At 57.1% G+C, this 17,496-nt stretch carries 13 protein-coding genes; 6 read left to right on the forward strand and 7 right to left on the reverse strand.

All coding sequences use genetic code 11. From position 1 onward, the window contains the following. Nucleotides 1-158: 158 nt before the first annotated feature. Nucleotides 159-1,784, reverse strand: a complete 1,626-nt coding sequence (locus PVZ80_RS17365; RefSeq protein ID WP_273864262.1) for a methyl-accepting chemotaxis protein — start codon at nt 1,782-1,784, stop codon at nt 159-161. Between the two features lie 453 nt (nt 1,785-2,237). On the opposite strand from PVZ80_RS17365, the gene PVZ80_RS17370 reads away from it, so the two are divergent. The 5 genes from PVZ80_RS17370 to PVZ80_RS17390 all read left to right on the forward strand — a co-directional run bounded on the left by PVZ80_RS17370 (nt 2,238) and on the right by PVZ80_RS17390 (nt 7,216). Beyond that, nucleotides 2,238-3,023 (forward strand): response regulator transcription factor, encoded by a 786-nt coding sequence (locus tag PVZ80_RS17370; RefSeq protein WP_273864263.1) that lies wholly within the window; start codon nt 2,238-2,240, stop codon nt 3,021-3,023. Between the two features lie 314 nt (nt 3,024-3,337). Further along, nucleotides 3,338-4,801 carry an aldehyde dehydrogenase family protein gene (locus tag PVZ80_RS17375; protein ID WP_273828496.1) on the forward strand — a complete coding sequence of 488 codons (1,464 nt, stop codon included), beginning with the start codon at nt 3,338-3,340 and terminating at the stop codon, nt 4,799-4,801. Between the two features lie 517 nt (nt 4,802-5,318). Next, on the forward strand, nt 5,319-6,098 hold the full coding sequence (locus tag PVZ80_RS17380; RefSeq protein ID WP_273864264.1) for a hypothetical protein: 780 nt from the start codon (nt 5,319-5,321) through the stop codon (nt 6,096-6,098). A gap of 210 nt (nt 6,099-6,308) precedes the next feature. Continuing rightward, the gene (locus PVZ80_RS17385; protein ID WP_273828460.1) at nt 6,309-6,497 is read left to right on the forward strand and encodes a DUF7740 domain-containing protein; all 189 of its coding nucleotides are present in this window, start codon (nt 6,309-6,311) and stop codon (nt 6,495-6,497) included. Nucleotides 6,498-6,850: 353 nt separating this feature from the next. Further along, the gene (locus tag PVZ80_RS17390) at nt 6,851-7,216 is read left to right on the forward strand and encodes a DUF1801 domain-containing protein (RefSeq protein ID WP_273828461.1); all 366 of its coding nucleotides are present in this window, start codon (nt 6,851-6,853) and stop codon (nt 7,214-7,216) included. A 281-nt stretch (nt 7,217-7,497) separates the two neighbouring features. Here PVZ80_RS17390 and PVZ80_RS17395 read toward each other — a convergent pair whose 3' ends face one another. From PVZ80_RS17395 to PVZ80_RS17410, 4 genes are all read right to left on the reverse strand, one after another. Beyond that, a complete protein-coding gene (locus tag PVZ80_RS17395) occupies nt 7,498-8,130 on the reverse strand; it encodes a LysE family translocator (RefSeq protein WP_273864265.1) in 633 nt (210 codons plus the stop codon). Between the two features lie 621 nt (nt 8,131-8,751). Further along, on the reverse strand, nt 8,752-9,489 hold the full coding sequence (locus PVZ80_RS17400; protein WP_273864266.1) for a DsbA family protein: 738 nt from the start codon (nt 9,487-9,489) through the stop codon (nt 8,752-8,754). Between the two features lie 15 nt (nt 9,490-9,504). Next, on the reverse strand, nt 9,505-12,369 hold the full coding sequence (locus PVZ80_RS17405; RefSeq protein ID WP_273864297.1) for a conjugative transfer ATPase: 2,865 nt from the start codon (nt 12,367-12,369) through the stop codon (nt 9,505-9,507). A gap of 342 nt (nt 12,370-12,711) precedes the next feature. Continuing rightward, a complete protein-coding gene (locus PVZ80_RS17410; protein WP_273864267.1) occupies nt 12,712-13,425 on the reverse strand; it encodes an acid phosphatase in 714 nt (237 codons plus the stop codon). A gap of 229 nt (nt 13,426-13,654) precedes the next feature. On the opposite strand from PVZ80_RS17410, the gene PVZ80_RS17415 reads away from it, so the two are divergent. Beyond that, nucleotides 13,655-15,013, forward strand: a complete 1,359-nt coding sequence (locus PVZ80_RS17415; RefSeq protein ID WP_273864268.1) for an OprD family outer membrane porin — start codon at nt 13,655-13,657, stop codon at nt 15,011-15,013. Nucleotides 15,014-15,191: 178 nt separating this feature from the next. Here the strand turns inward: PVZ80_RS17415 and PVZ80_RS17420 are convergent, their stop codons facing one another. Further along, nucleotides 15,192-16,376 (reverse strand): MFS transporter, encoded by a 1,185-nt coding sequence (locus PVZ80_RS17420; RefSeq protein ID WP_273864269.1) that lies wholly within the window; start codon nt 16,374-16,376, stop codon nt 15,192-15,194. Nucleotides 16,377-16,570: 194 nt separating this feature from the next. Further along, nucleotides 16,571-17,476 carry a LysR family transcriptional regulator gene (locus PVZ80_RS17425; RefSeq protein WP_273828471.1) on the reverse strand — a complete coding sequence of 302 codons (906 nt, stop codon included), beginning with the start codon at nt 17,474-17,476 and terminating at the stop codon, nt 16,571-16,573. Nucleotides 17,477-17,496: the final 20 nt, after the last annotated feature.

Raw genomic sequence — 17,496 nt, forward strand, 5'->3', positions numbered from 1 at the left:
CCGTCTTTGCTGCACGGCCAGTACGGCCGGGAGCGATCGTAGCCTGGGGCGAAGGTCCGCCAAGGAGTGGCTTCGTGGGAAATGGACGGCCCCATCAATCACAGAGCCAACGAGTTCATGATTCGACCTAGCTACTCGGCGGCAAGCAGTCCGGTGTTTCAGACCACAAAGCGGGAGACCATGCCGTTGAGATCGTTCGCCAATTGAGACAGCTCGTGACTTGCAGCAGCCGTCTGACTGGCTCCGTCAGAAGTCTGCAGCGATATGTCGCGTATGTTGACGAGGTTGCGATCCACTTCTCGGGCGACCTGAGCTTGCTCCTCGGATGCGCTGGCGATCACCAAAGTGCGCTCATTGATCTGGCTGACTCGTTCGGCTATTTCGTTCAGCGCGACACCGGCAGCCTCGGCTATTTCCTGCATATCCCGTGCTCGGATGCTGGTGCTACTCATGGCATCTACCGCCTCGCCAGTCCCTCCTTGAATATTGACAATCATGAGCTCGATCTCCTGCGTAGATACCTGGGTGCGGTGGGCAAGAGCCCGGACCTCATCTGCGACCACAGCAAATCCACGGCCCAGATCTCCCGCGCGAGCAGCTTCGATTGCCGCATTCAGCGCCAGCAGATTGGTCTGTTCGGCGATCCCTCGAATGACATCCAGCACCTTGGAAATATCCAGCGCTTTTTGGGCTAGCCCACTCACGAGTTCGGAAGTGTTCTCCACCTCTGTGCCCATCATTCGAATCGCTTGTACCGTGTCCAGTACCCGCTCTCGACCTTGCTTTGCTGCCTGTTCGGATGCGGAAGAGGCATCAGAGGTCGAGCTGGCGTTGCGAGCTACCTCTTCCACCGCACTTGTCATCTCGTTGACGGCGGTCGCGGCCATCTGAATCTCATCGTTCTGTTGGGTGAGGGCTCGGTTGCTTTGCTCCGTTACCGCTGTCAGTTCCACAGCGGCAGATGCCAGTTGGGTTGCTGAGCCGACGATCTGTTGGATGGTCTGGCGTAACTGCTCTTGCATGCGTTGTAGGGCCTGCAATAGTTTGGCCGGCTCGTCTCGCCCCTGGGTATCGATATGGGTGGTCAGATTGCCAGAGGCTATGACTTCGGCAATCCTGACAGCCTGGTTGAGTGGCAGGGTAATGCTGCGAGTGAGGAGCCAGGCCAAAACGACAGTGCCGAGGCCGGCTGCTACCAGAACACCGATGACAGCTTTGACTGCGGTAGCGTACTGGCTATCGGAGCGTTCATTCGCTTCGTTGGCGCCTTGAGAGTTGAAGTCGATCAGTTTTTGGAGAGACTCCCGCGTTGCATGATACTGGTCGAACAACTCGGTCCGGGTGAGCTGGCGTATTTCTGCCACTGGACGATCCGCTGCCGACCGCAGAAGGGCATTCTGAGCATCCAGCATGATCTTCCGGGTTGCCAGGTAGTTATCGAACAGGACCTGCTCGTCATGGCCACTCACCAGTTTTCGATACTCTGCTTCTGTCTCCAGCAGTTCCTTTTCCAGGGCCATCAACCGTTGTTCGAATGAGGCCCTATTGCTTGGGTCTGATATCAGAACACCTGAAAGCAGAAGTTGGCGGGACTCTGCAAGCAACGTATTCATGTGCCCGGTTTCTCGGACACTTGGAAGCCAATTATCGCTGATCATTGAAGATGCTTCATTGATCGATTCCATCCGGTTGAGCGAAAAAATTCCTGTGAAAACGAGCAGGAAAGTGATCACCGCAAAGCTGAGACCCGCACGGGTCGCGATATGCAAATTGCGAAAAGACATGACATAAATCTCCCGAGGGCAATGATTGGAGTTGGGTTGGGAGATCTATCGGCTAATGCTGCGAGAGAATTAGGGGGCAGTCATAGCATTATGGAGTGTCATTAGGAGAAAGGCGTCTAGAACAAGCAAGTGAGGCGGCATAAAAAATTCAAACGTTAAAGATTGGGATTCATCCATATACCCTCTTGGAGGTATATAAATGCAAATTATCTAACAGTTTTGTTATCTTTGAGCTGAGTGACCGCGGCAGCGCATTGGTTCATCATGCTCGAGGTTGAGGAAGAGCTCTCTTCCGGGGACGTGGGCTAACTCTAAATATTAGCCATTTTTAATCTCCACTTCGCTACCATATTCGTCTGATTGTCCAGATTGCCCATAGGTGATATTTATAAAAAGGCATCACTTCAGAAAACAAAAAGACAATGAGCGGTCGGTCAAGATAGGTAGATGACAATGCGTAGACAAGATGCAGCCTGGACACGACAGGTAGTTGAGGTGCTGAAGCAGCCTTGCGGAAGTATGCAACTTCAATCTCTGACTAAGTGGTTGCAGTGCTTAAGCGTTGTGGACCATTTTGTATTGTTTGTTTATGACGGAGACCAGAAACCACTACTGCTATTCCACACATTATCTGAGGGATTGAAGAGGATTTTCATTGAATGGTATAAGCAGGGCCCCTATCTGCAGAACCCCTTTTTCCTTGCTTGCCGAAACAACCCAGGCAATGGCGTGTGCTGCCTGCGTGACATGACGTCCGATGGATTCCAAGATAGTGACTACTTCAAGAACTATTACAGCTACTTGGGATTGAATGATGAGCTTGGCTTCTTCATCAATCTGCAGCCGAAATGCACGGCGGTGTTCTCCTTGATGAGGCGGCTGGGAGGAGGCTTTCGAAGTGATGAAATCACTCTATTAAACAATGCCCTACCCGTTGTGGATGCCGTGGTGCAGTCAGCCTGGCATGAGCATCGGAGAAGCGGGGGAACGTCCGCACCCGATAATGACAAGAAGGTAAACGAGACATTCGAAAGTTTTGGCCGCGGCCTGATAACCCGGCGAGAACGCGAGGTCGCAAGGCTGTTATTAAGAGGGCACTCAAGCCTTGCGATATCCCAGTTGCTTAAAATTAGCAACGGGACCGTCAAGGTACATCGCAGAAACTTATATGAGAAGCTCGGCGTCAGAAGCCAGTCTGATCTGCTTGGCTTGTTCATACGCTGCCTGGAATCCAACTAGGCTTGCGGCGAGGAAGCCTGATGGCCCTCTATCCCAGTGAATTCAAGCCTACCCATATTAAGATAGGCCAACGAATTCAATATCCTTAGAACTACCCTCAAAGGTATATTTTCAGCACCTTAGTACAACTGTTAGCGTGTTGTCGGTTCGTTCATTCTCGGGCTGCCTTGAGGGCTGTCTCCGCTGAAGATGGAGGCAGCCCCACAAAAGAAGCCATTTCACTTGTTCGACGGGGATATGCCAGGTCCTTTAACTCGAAATACAGCGCTCTGGAGGCGGAGTGCAGACTTGAATACTCGATTCTTGAGGGTCATATCGTGGACAATCTATTTATAAACGGATGCTGGGTTCGACCGACGCATGGAGGGAAGATTGTCAGCATTGATCCGGCAACAGAGACGGTCATTCAGAGCGTTGGCTCCGCTACTGAGGACGATATTGATCTCGCTGTTCGTGCGGCAAGAAGTGCATTCTCCGGCGATTGGGGAAACCTTAGTGGGTACGAGCGCGCTTATTTCTTGAATAGCTTGGCCGATGACTTGGAGCAGCACAGAGAGGAGTTGTCCGTGCTCGAGGTTCGCGATAACGGCAAGCCTCTTTCGGAAGCTCAGCGGGATGTTTCCGATGCAGTAAGTTGCTTTCGATATTATGCCGTGCTGGCGCGTGAGTTGGATGAGTTGCAAGATGAACCGAATCCGCTTTCGAACACGAGTTTCGAATGTCGTGTCCGCCATGAAGCAATCGGAGTGGTGGGGTTGATTCTTCCTTGGAACAATCCCTTGTTGAGCGCTGCCAAAAAGGTAGCGCCGGCCTTGGCCGCGGGCGCTGCTTGTGTTCTTAAACCTTCTGAACTCACCCCATTGACAGCACTCCAGCTAGGCGCCGCTGCAGAGAGGGTTGGCTTGCCAGGGGGCGCACTGAACATCGTTCCTGGTTGTGGCAAGGAAGCTGGACATGCTTTGGGCCAACATCCTGGTGTGGACAAGGTGGTGTTTTCGGGCAGTGTTCCGACAGGTGCCAAAGTCATGTCCGCCGCAGTCTCGGGGATCAAGAACGTCAGCCTTGAGTTGGGAGGAAAATCCGCATTTATCGTATTCGATGATGCAGATATCGAGGCTGCGGTTGAATGGGTCATGTGCGGGATTTTCTGGAACCAGGGGCAGATTTACAGCGCTACATCACGTCTTCTGGTGCAAAGGGAGATTGCCCCGAGATTGCTTGAGCGTCTAGTCGAGGCCGCCCGCTCAATAAAGGTCGGCTCAGGATTGGAGCCAGGGGTGCAAATGGGGCCTTTGGTTGGAGCTGAGCAGTACAGAAAAGTGATGAGCCTGATTTCTCATGGTGTGGATGAGGCCACTTTGGTAAGCGGAGGTGGGCGCCCCTCAAGTCTTTGCTGCGGCTATTTCGTCGAACCCACAATCTTCGACGAGCCAGACGCTGACAGTTTTATCTGGACTGAGGATATCTTCGGGCCCGTACTGTGCGTAAAGCGTTTCAACACTGAGCTCCAAGCCGTCTCGTATGCCAATGACCGCCGATATGGCTTTGCCGCCGCAGTCATGTCCGCGGATACCGAGCGTGCTGCGCGGGTGGCCAACGCATTGAGAGCAGGGATCGTCTGGATTAATTGCTCCCAACCTACGTTCATCGAGGCCCCGAGTGGCGGGGTTCGCCATAGCGGTGGCAGGCGTGCTTTGGGATGGAATGGGCTTGCCGACTACCTGGAGGTCAAACAGGTCACTCGTTACGTCAGCAGCATGCCGTGGCGCTGGTACTAGCCCTCAACACCAGTGCACATTGAGGAGGTGGTGATGTGCCGTGATCTATCAACACTGCGGCGGACCATCAGTCTTCACCTCGATTGAAGAGATGCCCTACGGAAGATGCAGTGTATTTCTGTTCTTCAGAAAGGAGCGCGCTGACCGGGTAGACGCAGGAAATATTGAGGGGGATTCAGAACATGAGAATCGGTATAGCCAGCAACCTGTTTGTCCTAGCCTTAGTTCCAACGAGCACGGCCACGCTACCGTCTGGGGTGTCCGATTCGCTTCCCAATATCAGGCCGTGCACTTATCAGCAAATGCTGTTTGGCAGCAGAGACAGTCATGAGGCCTATGTGGAATTAGAGGAGTGTGCTGGCTTGCCTGGGAGGGGTTCACTCAGTAGCGAGATGAAATGCGTCCTCCATACGTTGTCGTCCCACGAACGTTGAAGATCAAGTCGTCGCATCGAGAGTCAGCTACGATGTTTCACTCTCATGTAACAATAGATAAATTCCGTCGATAAGGTCTAAACATGCACGACTTCCTCATGAGCTTGTGGGAGCTAATCGCTGATCTACCCGTGAGTCTTGGCTGGGCTGTCATTGGCGGATTCGTGACAGCCATCGTCGGCGCACTGGTGAGTCTGTGGAACACCCGGAGGACACTTGCCGTACAGCGCTTGGCAAACACCCGTTCGGTCTCCACCTTTATTGCCGACAAGCGTCAAAAGTGGATTGATGATCTACGCTCGGATATCGCCAAGTATCTGTCACTTTCACTTGAGACTGCGGAGGCGTGGAAGCAGCTCTACTGGAAGTGTGGCGATAGGCACGACAGATATTGGGGCCAGGATCCCCAAGCAGTAGTTGACGAATGTGAGGCGCTGCGCATCGTGTTTCTGAAAGACAATACGACACGGGCCAGTGAGCATCATCAGCTCTACATGCGGGTCGTACTGCGTCTGAACGACGACGAGAAGCTACACCAAGCGTTGACGATCTCGTTGCGACAGCTGCGCACGAACATGGACGATCTCGCAGTAGCAGCTCTTCGAGGGAACTACGCGAACCAGCCACTGTTTGAGGCTATCCAGGCGACGCTAAATGACGCCGAATTTTTTACGAAAGCCATCCTCAAAGAAGAGTGGCAACGCCTGAAGCGCGAGGTGGCAGAGCCCAATCGGCTCATTAAAGATATTCTAAATATCAAAGTGCCAAGCAATGCAGCATTGCGAGACTCGCAAAGCTCGGCGCCCGGTGTTGCCTCCGCTCTGTCGAGCGAAACGCCCTCTTCGGTCAAGGCATCCGCCTGAACCAAACGACTCCCGGAACCTTGTCCCACCGCCGAACTGGCCTTGGGGTTTTCGGTGGCGACTAGACATTCGCCCCGGGACACAGCCTTCCATACCGATCAAGATCTGCCGGGCAGGCCGTTGCCATCTAGGCGTTGGCTCCTTGATGATTCACGCTTCGCCATGTTTCACTTAAGGAAAGTTCTCGCGGCACTATTTCAGGTTCCTCACATGACACTGTCACACGCCACGCTTGTGCTCCTTTTGGTCGCAAGAATTCATGGAACTGATGCGGCTGTTAGGGCGGCAGCCAAGCGGTGTGCGACACGTCTCCCCCGAAGTAAGCGCGACGTCATGTTCAAAATCGTCGACAGCCGAAGTCCCTTGGCTCTGGTCGATTATTTGGCCAACGAACTGTAGATGCCCACAAACTTACTTGGACAGTGATCTCGTCCACATTGTCCAGCTCACCGGATGCTGCGCGGGCACTAGATTCCAGTCCAACGCTGAAAGCAGCACATTGTCATCGGCAGCGCCTTCGAGCTTGATCGACCGACCGGCTTCTCAGTCAAGCAGTCGCATGGCCGGCGTACCGGTGATCCCCTCGGCGATGGAGGAGAGTTACCTCGAGTTCTGAGAGAGTTCTGAAATTCTGAGCAGCGCTGTCTGGATCGTGGCGTCAGGTGCTAACGTAGAACGTCGCAGCTATCCGGTCGGGCGCCATGATCGAGTAGTGCCCCCCAAGGAGAGGGTGAACAAGGGAGAAAGTCGCGATGTTGAGTAGTAGCAATGAGGCCGTCGAAGCGCTGCTGGCAGATCTGGCCCTGACCCGTATGACCATGTTGGAGATTGTCCAGCTAGTGCGCGTTACGGTGAAGGGGACGGCCGGCACGTTTTCTGAAACGGTCAAGTATGGCGGCATCATGTTCTCCCGGGTGAAGCCCTTCTGTGGCGTGTTTGCGTATCAGGAGCATGTTGCCGTTGAGTTTGCTCAAGGATTCGCTTTCACAGATCCGCATGGAGTTCTCGAGGGTGGTGGAAAGTATCGCCGCCACATCAAGTTGCGCAGCGTAGCCGACGTGTGCAAGAAGCACCTCGAGCATTATGTGAGTCAAGCCGTCTGCACAGACGTCATGTAGCTGCGATTTCCGCCCACCAGCGCCCCGATGGCTTCGTGCAGCGAGGTCGCTCCCTTCAGATACCCGGCTGAAGGATCGCTATTTGGGGAGATGTACTCGGGCAGAAGGTCCAGCGCAATGCCCCACTTGTCGCGGCTTCGTTGGCAACCGCGACATCCGCAGGGGTGAAATCTTCGAAGCCGACGGCTTCCGGGCCTGTCAGCACGACAGCAACTGCGCATAGAAAGATGAAGATGACTCACCTTTTCCAATAGCCAGGCTGAGTGGGAGAAAGATGAGGTCTAGCTGATGGTGCTGCGTCGATACAGGCTCAACGCTACGCCCAGCCCTGCGAGAAGACCGGCGCATCCTCGGTTCAACCAGCGCATGGCTTTCCCGGAGAGAATCCGCATCGCATGATGGCCGCCTAACGCGTACACACTCATCAGTGCGATGTCTATCACTGCTGTCACCAGTGCCAAGGTGGCGTACTGATTCGCGATATCCCCTTCAGGATGAATGAACTGAGGAAGAAATGCCGAGAAGAACAGCAGTCCCTTAGGGTTGGAAAGAGCAACGAACAATGAACGTAAAAAAGCAGATCGACCGGAGAGAGGAACACTTGTTGGCGTGTTGGTCTGAATCCGCCCAACAGGTGCTCGCCACAGGAGCCAGGCCAGATACAGCAGGTACGCTGCACCGGCCCATTTGACCAGAGTGAAAAGCTGTTCCGAGGCGAGCAAGAGTGCGCCAAGGCCGCAGCCCACTGCGCCGATCAGGATCAGATCGGACAACGCTGCCCCGGCGATTCCGCAGACCGCTATCCGCTTGCCACCTTGGGCTCCATTGTTCAGTGCGAGCAGCATAGTTGGGCCGGGAATGACCGTAACGGCTGACACTGCTAGCACAAACAGAGAGAGTGTTGCGAGGTCCATTGTTGGCTCCTTCATGACTAGGGTCGAGAATGACGACGGCTGTGATCCTTACCAGGCCAACAATTCCGGTGCGTCAGATACCTAAAGCATACGGCTTTCAGTGTCAGTGATCGTCGATCAATGTAGCACTCTGGGTAATTGGATCGAATCGCCGTGTCGGCGTTTGGCAAGTAGGCATGCATATTCCGTTGGAGCCGCTCTCCTTTGAGGACGGATTCATTGAAATGAAGGATTGCGTCGGCGCGTGTTTCGTCACCCATTAGCTTCTGAACATGGGGCAAGCCAAGTTGAGTTGGCTACGGTGCCGACAGTTTCCCCTGACTTCTGCTCAAGCGACAATCGAGAGTACCGTTCCTTACCTTCGAAGCGCGCCAACGCAGCATGTGTACTGCCAATCGATCAATGGCAGCATACTGACTCGTGCTCTGTGCAGTGCGGCTTAGCCCATTGCCGCCAGTAGTTGAGATCGAATACGCGCCACTCCCACGTTGACTGATGAGATGATCAGCTTCTACTGGGCTCGCAGGATGGTGCTCGACTCTCGCGACGGAGAGAAATAGTAGAGATATGCTTGGGGGCCAAGAAAAGCGTGGTAGTTCCGAGGGCAGGATCAGTAGTTGGCTACCTGGTCGTGTCGCTGACATCCTCGACGGGCATTCGGAGTGGAGTGCTCTCTTCGTCGTTCACAATAGGGACACTGGATAGCCAGTCCAGGGCGGAGAGCAACACGTCATCATCGACTGCGCCCTCTAGTTTGAGCGTGCGCCCGGTCTCTCCGTCGAGTAGTCGCAGAGTGGGTGTGGCGGTGATGCCCGCAGCAGTGGCTTCTTCGGTCTGGGTGCGTACGATTGCTGCTGCTTGCTCGCTTTTCATACACGCCTGCGTTGCAGTGCTGAGGCCGGGCGGGGAGCTCGATTCCGCCACGCCCTGGCCGTTTCCCCGCGTGTGTCCGTAGATCCATTCGACTGCTTCCCAGAACATCGGCGCGCCTCCGGTCTCCGCAAAACACTCGGCCAGTTGGGCCTCCCTTGAAGCTGCCGGCTCATGAGCGGCCAACGGCAGGTGGTGCCATTGCAAGGCCACATCGGGATTCGACTTGACCCAGCGCATCAGCTGCGGGATGTAGGCCTGGCAGTACGGGCACTCGAAGTCGGCGTAGACCACCAGGGTGAACCGGGCTGTACTGCTGCCATACAGCCATGGAGGGCCAGAGATGGCGGTAGTGGGTGGAGCGGGGGAGCTGTCCTGTTGAGGGCTGTTGCTCAGCAGAACAGCCCCACCTACGGCCGCGAGCAGTGTAAAGCTCAGCATGGCGAGCAATCCCCGCCGACGACGAGGAATGAACAGATATCGGGGCATTTGGATGGCTCCCTGTCAGATGTTCAGCGCCAGGGGAGCGATCCCCCGAGTCTGATCGATCGCCTCCGCGACCCTGAACGCGGCATCCAGTTCGCTGATGCCGTGCTCCTGCATCAGCCGGAACCGCTCGGCCTTCTCTTCCGGCTCGGTCATGGCCATTGCCAGGTACAAGCTCGGGGGCACTGCACGAAAGAGCACTTCCATCGATTTCGACAGGATCACACCTTCCGTGAACTTCCCTGCCTCCTTGCGGGCGCTGAGCATCAGCGCCTTCTGCGAAGCATTCAGCTCGCGGAAGCGCGCGATTTTCTCCACCTCGTCCGGCGGCATGCTTAGGCAGATCCACCACTCGATCATGTTCAACATAGGTTCCGCGGCCTTCGGAAGGTCGTCCAGGTTCTGTGTGGCAAGCCAGAACCAGGCACCGAGCTTGCGCCACATCTTTGTGATTTTCACGATGTAGGGGGCGAGCAGCGGGTTCTTGGTGATGATGTGTCCTTCGTCCGTGACGTTAATGATCGGTCGGCCCAAGAACTGATCGCGCTCGGCGATGTTGTTCACCGTGTTGATCAGCGAGATGTAGGCAATGGACAGTTGCGCGCTGTAGCCCTCGCGAGCGAAAGTGGCCAGGTCGACAATGGTGATGTCCGCCTCGGGCCAGGGCGTGCCGTCACGGTCAAACATCTCGCCATCCACCCCCTGGGTGAACATGTCCATGGCGTCGGCCATTTCCAGCAGGCGCGTGCGCCGGGACTCAGGCAGCGAGGCATCGCGGCCGCGTTCGCGCAGGGCGTCGCGCACGTCGCGGGTGAGCACGGTGCGTTTGTCGGCCACGCATCGCCTGGCTGCCTCGATGATGCACTGGCGGATCAGGCTACGGTCGGCGCGGGTCATTCGCGCTTCTTCACGGTCCTCACCACCGGTGATCATCAGGCGCGCAGTGATCTCAAGCTCACCCAGTACGTCGCGCTGCTCGTCGCCTTCGGCCTCTACGGTCGGCTCATCCTCTTCTTCGTCCATGGCGTCGGCATCCAGTGTCTGGACCTTGCTCGGGGTGTCCACCAAGCGCCAGGCGTCCGCAAAGGGCGCAAGGCTGACCCCGGAACCTGGCGACAGCTTCACCCTGTGAACGGTGAGACCCAGGCGCGCGGCGAAATCGCCGTAGAGCCCGAAGCTGTTGCCGGCCTCGACAATGAACAACCTCGGCCGGTAGACCGCGGTGACTTGGTTGAGCAGGTTGTTGAGAGTGGCGGATTTGCCCGAGCCGGTCGGGCCGAACAGGAACAGATGGGCGTTCATCTGTCGATCCAGGCGGTTCAGCGGATCGAAGGTGATGGTGCCGCCGCCGCGGTTGAACATTGTGATGCCGGGGTGGCCGGTGCCCTGACTGCGCCCCCAGACCGGGGCCAAGTTGGCCGCGTGTTGGGCAAACATCAGTTGGGTGTACCACTGGCGTTTGTCTTTGGCCGGGTCGAACATGGCGGGGAGCCAGCGCAGGTAGCTGTCCAGCGGGGCTACTTCATCTTCTTCACGCACTGGTTGCAGCCCGGCGTTGAGCATCACGTTTGCCAACTGCAGACCGCGTGCGTCGAGCTCGTCCAGATCGCGCCCGCGCAGGTAGAACGCCAGCGCGCCGCGGTAGAGCTTGTGCGAGCTGCCGATGATGCTGCGCGCCTCGTGCACGTCCTGGCGTGTCTGCTCCGAGGCCAGCGTCTCTCCGACCGCTTTCTTGCTCAGGTGGTTCAGGTGGGCCTCAAGCACATCCTGCGGCGTTGCGACCAGCGTGAGACACATCACAGTGTCCTCCGGCATTTGGTCGAACAGGGCGTTGACCGCATCGCCTTTGCGCGTCTCCCCCGTGATGTGTCCGATACCTGGCGGCATGCGCAGCCTGTCCACGGTCATGACCCGGTGCGGCATGTCGTCGAAACGCCATACGCCGTTCTCGACGTCCGAGCGTGGCTGGTCAAAGAACAGGCGCTGCGCGAAATCGGTGCCGCTGGCGAGCTCAAGCTCACCGGGCTCGGTCGTATCGGGATAGGCGGTCAGCGCATAGAAGCGTTCGCGGTCATCCGCCGTCGGGCCCAGCACCGTGGGGTTGGGGTTGAACCAGCGCAGCAGCCAGTCGTGCACATGGGCCGCCGTCATGCGCTGCGTGCGCACGCCAGCGTTGGCCAGCCCGCCGAGCAGCCGATCGCAGATCACCGTCAGTGCGTGTTCGGGGGATTGCCCGCGCCGCGCCGTGGTCGCAGGTGAGCGACGGTAGACCACCATCCGTACGCGGCGTTGCTGGCCGCGCCACGGCAGGCGCGTGACCGTGCTGTCCTCGAACAATCCCCCCGGCGCGGCCACGGCACGCAGGTGATGCGCGAAGAAGCGTTCGTAGAAGGTGCTGAAGTCCGAGGCCTGCGCGCGTGGCTGGATATAGCCGTGCAGCGTGTTCAGGTAGCTGTCCCAACTGGTTTCGTCCTGCGCATAGATCTGTACGACCCAGGGGTTGTCGTCGAGCTCATCAAAGGAGTCTTGCAGCGCGTTCTCCAGGCTGTCGCGCACCTGAGAGAGCCAGTGCAGCTCGCGACCCTCTGTACCCACCGGTGTGAGCTCGAAGAAGGCTGCGACCGAGGCGCCATCCTCCAGTAGCAGACTCTGCGACTGCGCCAGGTATTCCACCCAGGGCAGCATATCGACGAAAGATGGGGCAACGTCGTAGAGGGCCTGTTCGTCGGCCAGGGTGGGGCCCTTGGGCCGCAGGTAGGTGGGACTGCCTGGTTCTTGAATGCCCGCAGCGGTCAAAGCCTGGACATGCCGGCTCCAGGCATTGGCCGGCGCCGACTCTGAAGGATGTACTGTCGGCTTTTGATCGCGTTTGGGCCAGGCCATCATTGCGACCTCCGATGGAGGTCCGCGTATTCACTGCTTAGGCAATGGTACGGAAGGCGAGTATTCACGATGGCGATACCAGGGAAGGTAAGTTTCGCTAAGTGTCGTGAAGTGGCCTGCCGCCGGCCGCCAACAATCCGAATCTGAAGATCCCCGGATTGTCGGGAGAACAACTCTGTAGATAGAGGAACCCGATGCGAAAGGTTTGTGGGGGTGCCCCGGGGATGCAGTGAATGAAGTGCGATCTAGGCGCGACCAGAGGCTCCTGCGTGGCAGCGAGCGCTATTTTTGGCCTGAGCGAGGTTCCTTGCTGAGCGCGCCTAGTCCTCTCGTGTCTTCCTATCACTGCGTAAGCATGATTGCTTTGCGGACCTCCAGCCGAACTGCTGCAAAATCGGCGGCTACCCGGGGGTCGGCCAGCAAGGCGCCAACCAGCGCTGCAGCAGCGACCTGTCCACCTTGCAGGTCACTCGGGTAGTGCACGCCGGCAAGGACGCGGCTGTCTGCGTGGGCCCTGGCCCGGGCAAACAGTTGGTCATGCTTTTCGGGCACGGCGATGCTGAGTAGGGTCGCATTCAAGTAGCTGTCCATGGCATGGCCGCTTGGGTAGGAATCGCCCTCCGGGGGCGGCAGGACTGGTTTGACAGCAGGCTCCAACTCATAGGGGCGCGGTCTCGCAAAGTGCTTTTTCGCCGGCATCAGCACCTGGACAAGGTTCTCTTGCACACGCTGGAAAAACTGCCGCGTCAGAGGCAATTGCTCCTTGTCGAAGGCTTCGCCAAAGATGTCTCGGGCGAAGGGAAAGATGTTGTCTTCCCATTGATCATGCGCCTGTACCCGGGTCGTCTGCTCCTGGGTACGGTTCTTCTGCACATCGAGGACCGCCTTGAGGTCGGCGCGGGCCACGGCAGAGTCCGCCCTTGGCGGTGGCGGGAGGTAGTCCGCCAGTTGCAGCGGCTCCTTCAGCACATATGGCGTGATGGCGGTATCGGCGTGTACCACCAACGCCGGCAGCAGGAACAGGCCCAACAGCAGCGAACGGGGGAACATATTCATAGACAGTCTTCCTCTCAGTCGAGTCATGGACCTTCAGGCCCGCCCAATGACTGCCCTTCGCAGCCACTGGACACACTGTCCGTTTTCCTCGCCGGGCAATCTTGTCTACGCCTGCCAGGGTCATGCCGACCTGGCAGACAAACACAAGCGGGCGGAAATCGAATCTCGATACTGAGTCCTCGGCACATCGTCGAACTAGCGTTCAGCCAACACAGAGGGCTCTAATAAAATGAATAACCTCAAACATGTGTTTCGCGTCGGAGTCTTAGCGGGCAGCCTGTCTGATCTTGCGTTTGCAGCCCCACAGGAAGGAGGGTTCCTGGAAGACAGTGAAGTGTCGTTGAAAACACGTACCTACTATTTCAATCGCGACTACCGCGACCAAAGCAACAATGCCGGCCGCAATCGGGGCAAGCCCAGAGATGCGCGCAACGGATACCGCGAAGAGCTTACTCAGGGCCTGACCGGCTGGCTTGTGTCCGGCTACACGCAAGGCACCGTCGGCTTCGGTCTGGACGCCCACGCGATGATGGGGCTGCAACTGGACAGTGGCGGTGGTCGCACGGGAACGGGCAACTTGCCCGTGGGTGGCGACGGCCACCCGGACTCGCACTATGGCAAGTTCGGCGGCGCGCTGAAAATGCGAGCCGGCGGGACGCAGCTTAAATACGGCCAAATGACCACCTCGGCCCCGGTGTTCGCAGCCGTCAGCAATCGCACCTTGATCGGCATGGCCTATGGGATGCACATCGGGAGCGTCATTACGGATGACCTCCGGGTAGAAGGCGGACACTTCACGGCAGCCGCTGGCCCGAGTGAATCCAAGGCACATGGCAAGATCACAACCGTGTACGGCAAGCTCGGGAAGCGCTCGGCCGAAGTCGATTCGGTCGACTACCTGGGCGGAGTCTGGAAGGCTACTGGTGGCCTCTCTTTGAGCGCCTACAGTTCGCGGTTCGACGACGTTTGGCGCCAGTACTACCTGGGGGCGAGCTACAAGCTGCCCTTAACGCCCAAAGAAGCGCTGCGCGTAGATGTGAATGCATATCGGACCCTGGACACCGGGTCGCGTGACTTTGGAGGAATCAACAACGTTGCCGCATCCCTGGCCCTGGCCTATGACCGCGATTTCCACAGCGTAACCGCAGCCTTCCAGCACGTGCGTGGGGACCAGCCCTTCGACTACATGGCGTTCGGCGATGGACGCTCCAGCGCGTCCATCGCCCTGGCCAACTCCGTGGGCTACTCGGACTTCAACGGGCCCGGCGAACGCTCCTGGCAATTGCGCTACGATCTTGACCTCACAGGCGTTGGCTTCAATGGACTCAGCCTCTATGGCCTGCATGCTCGGGGCTATGGCAGTGATGGGAGCAAGACAGCCGCCAGCAGCATCTACACGGGCTTATATGGCCGGGACGGGCGACACTGGGAAACCGACCTGGGTCTTGCCTACCGCATCAAAGATGGCCCATTGGCCGGGTTGTCATTGCGCACATCGCAAGCGTGGCACCGTGGTAATCATGACTACCTGGACCGCGACGTCGATGAAACACGGTTGACCATCGACTACCCACTGGCGAGTTTGTAACGACCTTTCGGTCATCAACCAGGCCATGCGCTGATTCCTCGGTCTCGAGCAACCGCTCCATCCGTACTGACAAGCTGATGGGGCGGTTGTTTACCTGTCAGACGTATCTGTCATCTATAGCAGTGAGGCCGATAGGATCCAGCAGAACTTGGCCTTGACGACTAATCTATTCACAATCTCAGTTGAACCCGCTCTTCGACGCGCTCCATACCGTAACGAGAGCAACCATCAGAAGCGGAATCGTAGCCATAGGCAAAGCGTCAAGCCCAACAGACAGGAGCACGCCTCCAAGGATGCCACCACCGGCAATTGAGAGGTTCCAAGCAACCACAGTCATGGACTGGGCGACATCGATATCCGCCCCTGCCGTATGAGCTGTCGCAGTCTGAAAGAGGGTTGCCGAACCGCCATAGCCAAGCCCCCATGCAGCAACGCCGACATAGATAACTGGCGCTAGATCTATCCCAACCGCGAGGCCAATTGCAGCGAAAACGAATAGTGTGATGCTGGCTAGAGTTAGTTGCCGCAAACGCCTATCCACTTGGCTGCCGACGAATCCGATACTGGCCAGCGACGCAAGGCCAAAAACCAGCAACACGCCACTCAGATCATCAGTAAGTCCGGACGGAACCACCATTGGCGCAATGTAGGTGTACAGGATGTTATGAGCGAGGACGAATGTGAAGAGAGTTAGAAGTATCGGCCTCATGCCGGGGAGTACGAAGACCCGACGCAGGGTGAGCTTCGTCCTGGCATCCTGCCCAGGCAAGTTTGGCATGCGCCAGCGAATCCAGATCAAAAGCAGGACACTTGCAGCGGACATCAGAACAAAAACAGCCCGCCAACCCAGCAGTTGCCCGAGGAATGTGCTTGCGGGCAGGCCAAGGGACAATGCGATGGGCGTTCCAACCATTGCTACTGCGATGGCGCGCCCTTTGAGTTCAGGAGCGACCATCCGGGCGGCATAGCCTGTGATGATACTCCATAGCAACCCAGCACTCATACCAGCGAGGAAGCGGACTATGAGCGTCAGCGCGTAGTTGTCGGAAATTGCCGTGATCAGGTTGATCACCGCAAAGAGCGCGATTGTGAGCATCAGCAAAGGGCGTCGATCCCAAGCACGTGTGGCGATGCTCAAAGGTATGGCTGCGATGAGAGAGCCTATGGCGTATGCGGTTACCAGTTGCCCCGCCATGGCCTCCGAGATTCCAAGGTCTGCACTTATCGGCAGGAGAAGGCCAGCCGGTAGCGTTTCCGTAAGGATCGTGACGAAGCATGATGCGGCTAGCGCAAGCAGCGCCAAGAGCGGCAGGCGATCGGCCCCTTTTTCTTCGACGGGTACTGCACTGATTTCTTCAGTCATGACGCTCTTGATTACCTTTGAATTTGGACGATTGTCGCCCACCGTCGAACCAGCAGATGGCGGGCGCGTCTACGTCGTATAGGCTAACTGGATTCGAAACTCCCGCGCGTTTACCGCCAGGAATCTCAAGGTTTCTCAGGAGTTGATGATGCCGAGTTGGGAGTAGAGGGTGAGGTTGTCTTCCATATGGAGCGTCAATCCGCCCCCCCTGCGGTATCGAGGTGGCTGAGTGCACATGCCATGAAATCGATGAATGTGCGAATCTTTGGAGCTAGAAATCTTCGATTCTTATAGGCAGCGTAAAGCGGTGAAGAGAACGGAACGTAGCCCGGTATGGCCATTTCCAGCTTCCCCTGTTCCAAGTCTGCTTCGACCAGCCAGCGCGGCAGATAGGCCAGTCCGAAACCCGACTGAGCAAGTTGGAGAATCAACGTGGTGTCATTCGAGCGTATGACCCGCCCCCTAACAACTGCATCGGCTTCCTGGTCTTTGTTGATATCCGCACCCTCGACCTCTGTAAGAACCGGTAGAATGAAGTTGTGGATCCCCAGCTCCTTCGGAGAGGATGGACGTCCAGACTTGGCAAAGTAAGACGGTGTGCCGACTAAGACAAATTCCAGAGTAGCTATTGGTCGCACGATTAGCGTTGGTGACGGCTTGTCAGTGACACGAAGAGCCAGATCGTAGCGTCCGGACACTAGATCATGCTTCGCGTTGTCCAGGAGAAGCTCCAGCTTTACCTTCGGATAGGCGTGTTGATACTCCACGAGAATACGTGCGAACTCAGGATTGGAGAACCATTGGGGAGCAGTCACCCGCAGCGTTCCGCTTGGGCTTCCGTTGTGGTGCCCCAGTAGCGCCTCGGCATCGTCAAGTATGTCGAGCGCTTCGCGACAGCTGTTGTAGTAGAGTCTTCCGGATTCGGTCAGGCTAATGCTTCGACTGGTCCGATTGAGAAGCCTTGTTTGCTGAGTTGCCTCCAAATGAGCAACGTGTTTGCTGATCATGGCAGTTGAAATCGCGAGCCGCTTTGCTGCACCACTGAAGGAATTCAGCTCAACGATCTCGCGGAATACCTTTAGGCTCGTTAGGGTATCCATGCCAGTGCTCCAGTGCGGTT

The sequence above is a fragment of the Pseudomonas sp. B3G-3 genome (assembly GCF_028640915.1).
Lineage (GTDB): Bacteria > Pseudomonadota > Gammaproteobacteria > Pseudomonadales > Pseudomonadaceae > Aquipseudomonas > Aquipseudomonas chlororaphis_I.

Excerpts from the sequence above, each read along its gene's own strand:
- PVZ80_RS17365 (WP_273864262.1), bottom strand. The coding sequence starts at position 1,784 with ATGTCTTTTCGCAATTTGCATATCGCGACCCGTGCGGGTCTCAGCTTT.
- PVZ80_RS17370 (WP_273864263.1), top strand. The coding sequence starts at position 2,238 with ATGCGTAGACAAGATGCAGCCTGGACACGACAGGTAGTTGAGGTGCTG.
- PVZ80_RS17380 (WP_273864264.1), top strand. The coding sequence starts at position 5,319 with ATGCACGACTTCCTCATGAGCTTGTGGGAGCTAATCGCTGATCTACCC.
- PVZ80_RS17385 (WP_273828460.1), top strand. The coding sequence starts at position 6,309 with ATGACACTGTCACACGCCACGCTTGTGCTCCTTTTGGTCGCAAGAATT.
- PVZ80_RS17390 (WP_273828461.1), top strand. The coding sequence starts at position 6,851 with ATGTTGAGTAGTAGCAATGAGGCCGTCGAAGCGCTGCTGGCAGATCTG.
- PVZ80_RS17395 (WP_273864265.1), bottom strand. The coding sequence starts at position 8,130 with ATGGACCTCGCAACACTCTCTCTGTTTGTGCTAGCAGTGTCAGCCGTT.
- PVZ80_RS17400 (WP_273864266.1), bottom strand. The coding sequence starts at position 9,489 with ATGCCCCGATATCTGTTCATTCCTCGTCGTCGGCGGGGATTGCTCGCC.
- PVZ80_RS17405 (WP_273864297.1), bottom strand. The coding sequence starts at position 12,369 with ATGGCCTGGCCCAAACGCGATCAAAAGCCGACAGTACATCCTTCAGAG.
- PVZ80_RS17410 (WP_273864267.1), bottom strand. The coding sequence starts at position 13,425 with ATGAATATGTTCCCCCGTTCGCTGCTGTTGGGCCTGTTCCTGCTGCCG.
- PVZ80_RS17415 (WP_273864268.1), top strand. The coding sequence starts at position 13,655 with ATGAATAACCTCAAACATGTGTTTCGCGTCGGAGTCTTAGCGGGCAGC.
- PVZ80_RS17420 (WP_273864269.1), bottom strand. The coding sequence starts at position 16,376 with ATGACTGAAGAAATCAGTGCAGTACCCGTCGAAGAAAAAGGGGCCGAT.
- PVZ80_RS17425 (WP_273828471.1), bottom strand. The coding sequence starts at position 17,476 with ATGGATACCCTAACGAGCCTAAAGGTATTCCGCGAGATCGTTGAGCTG.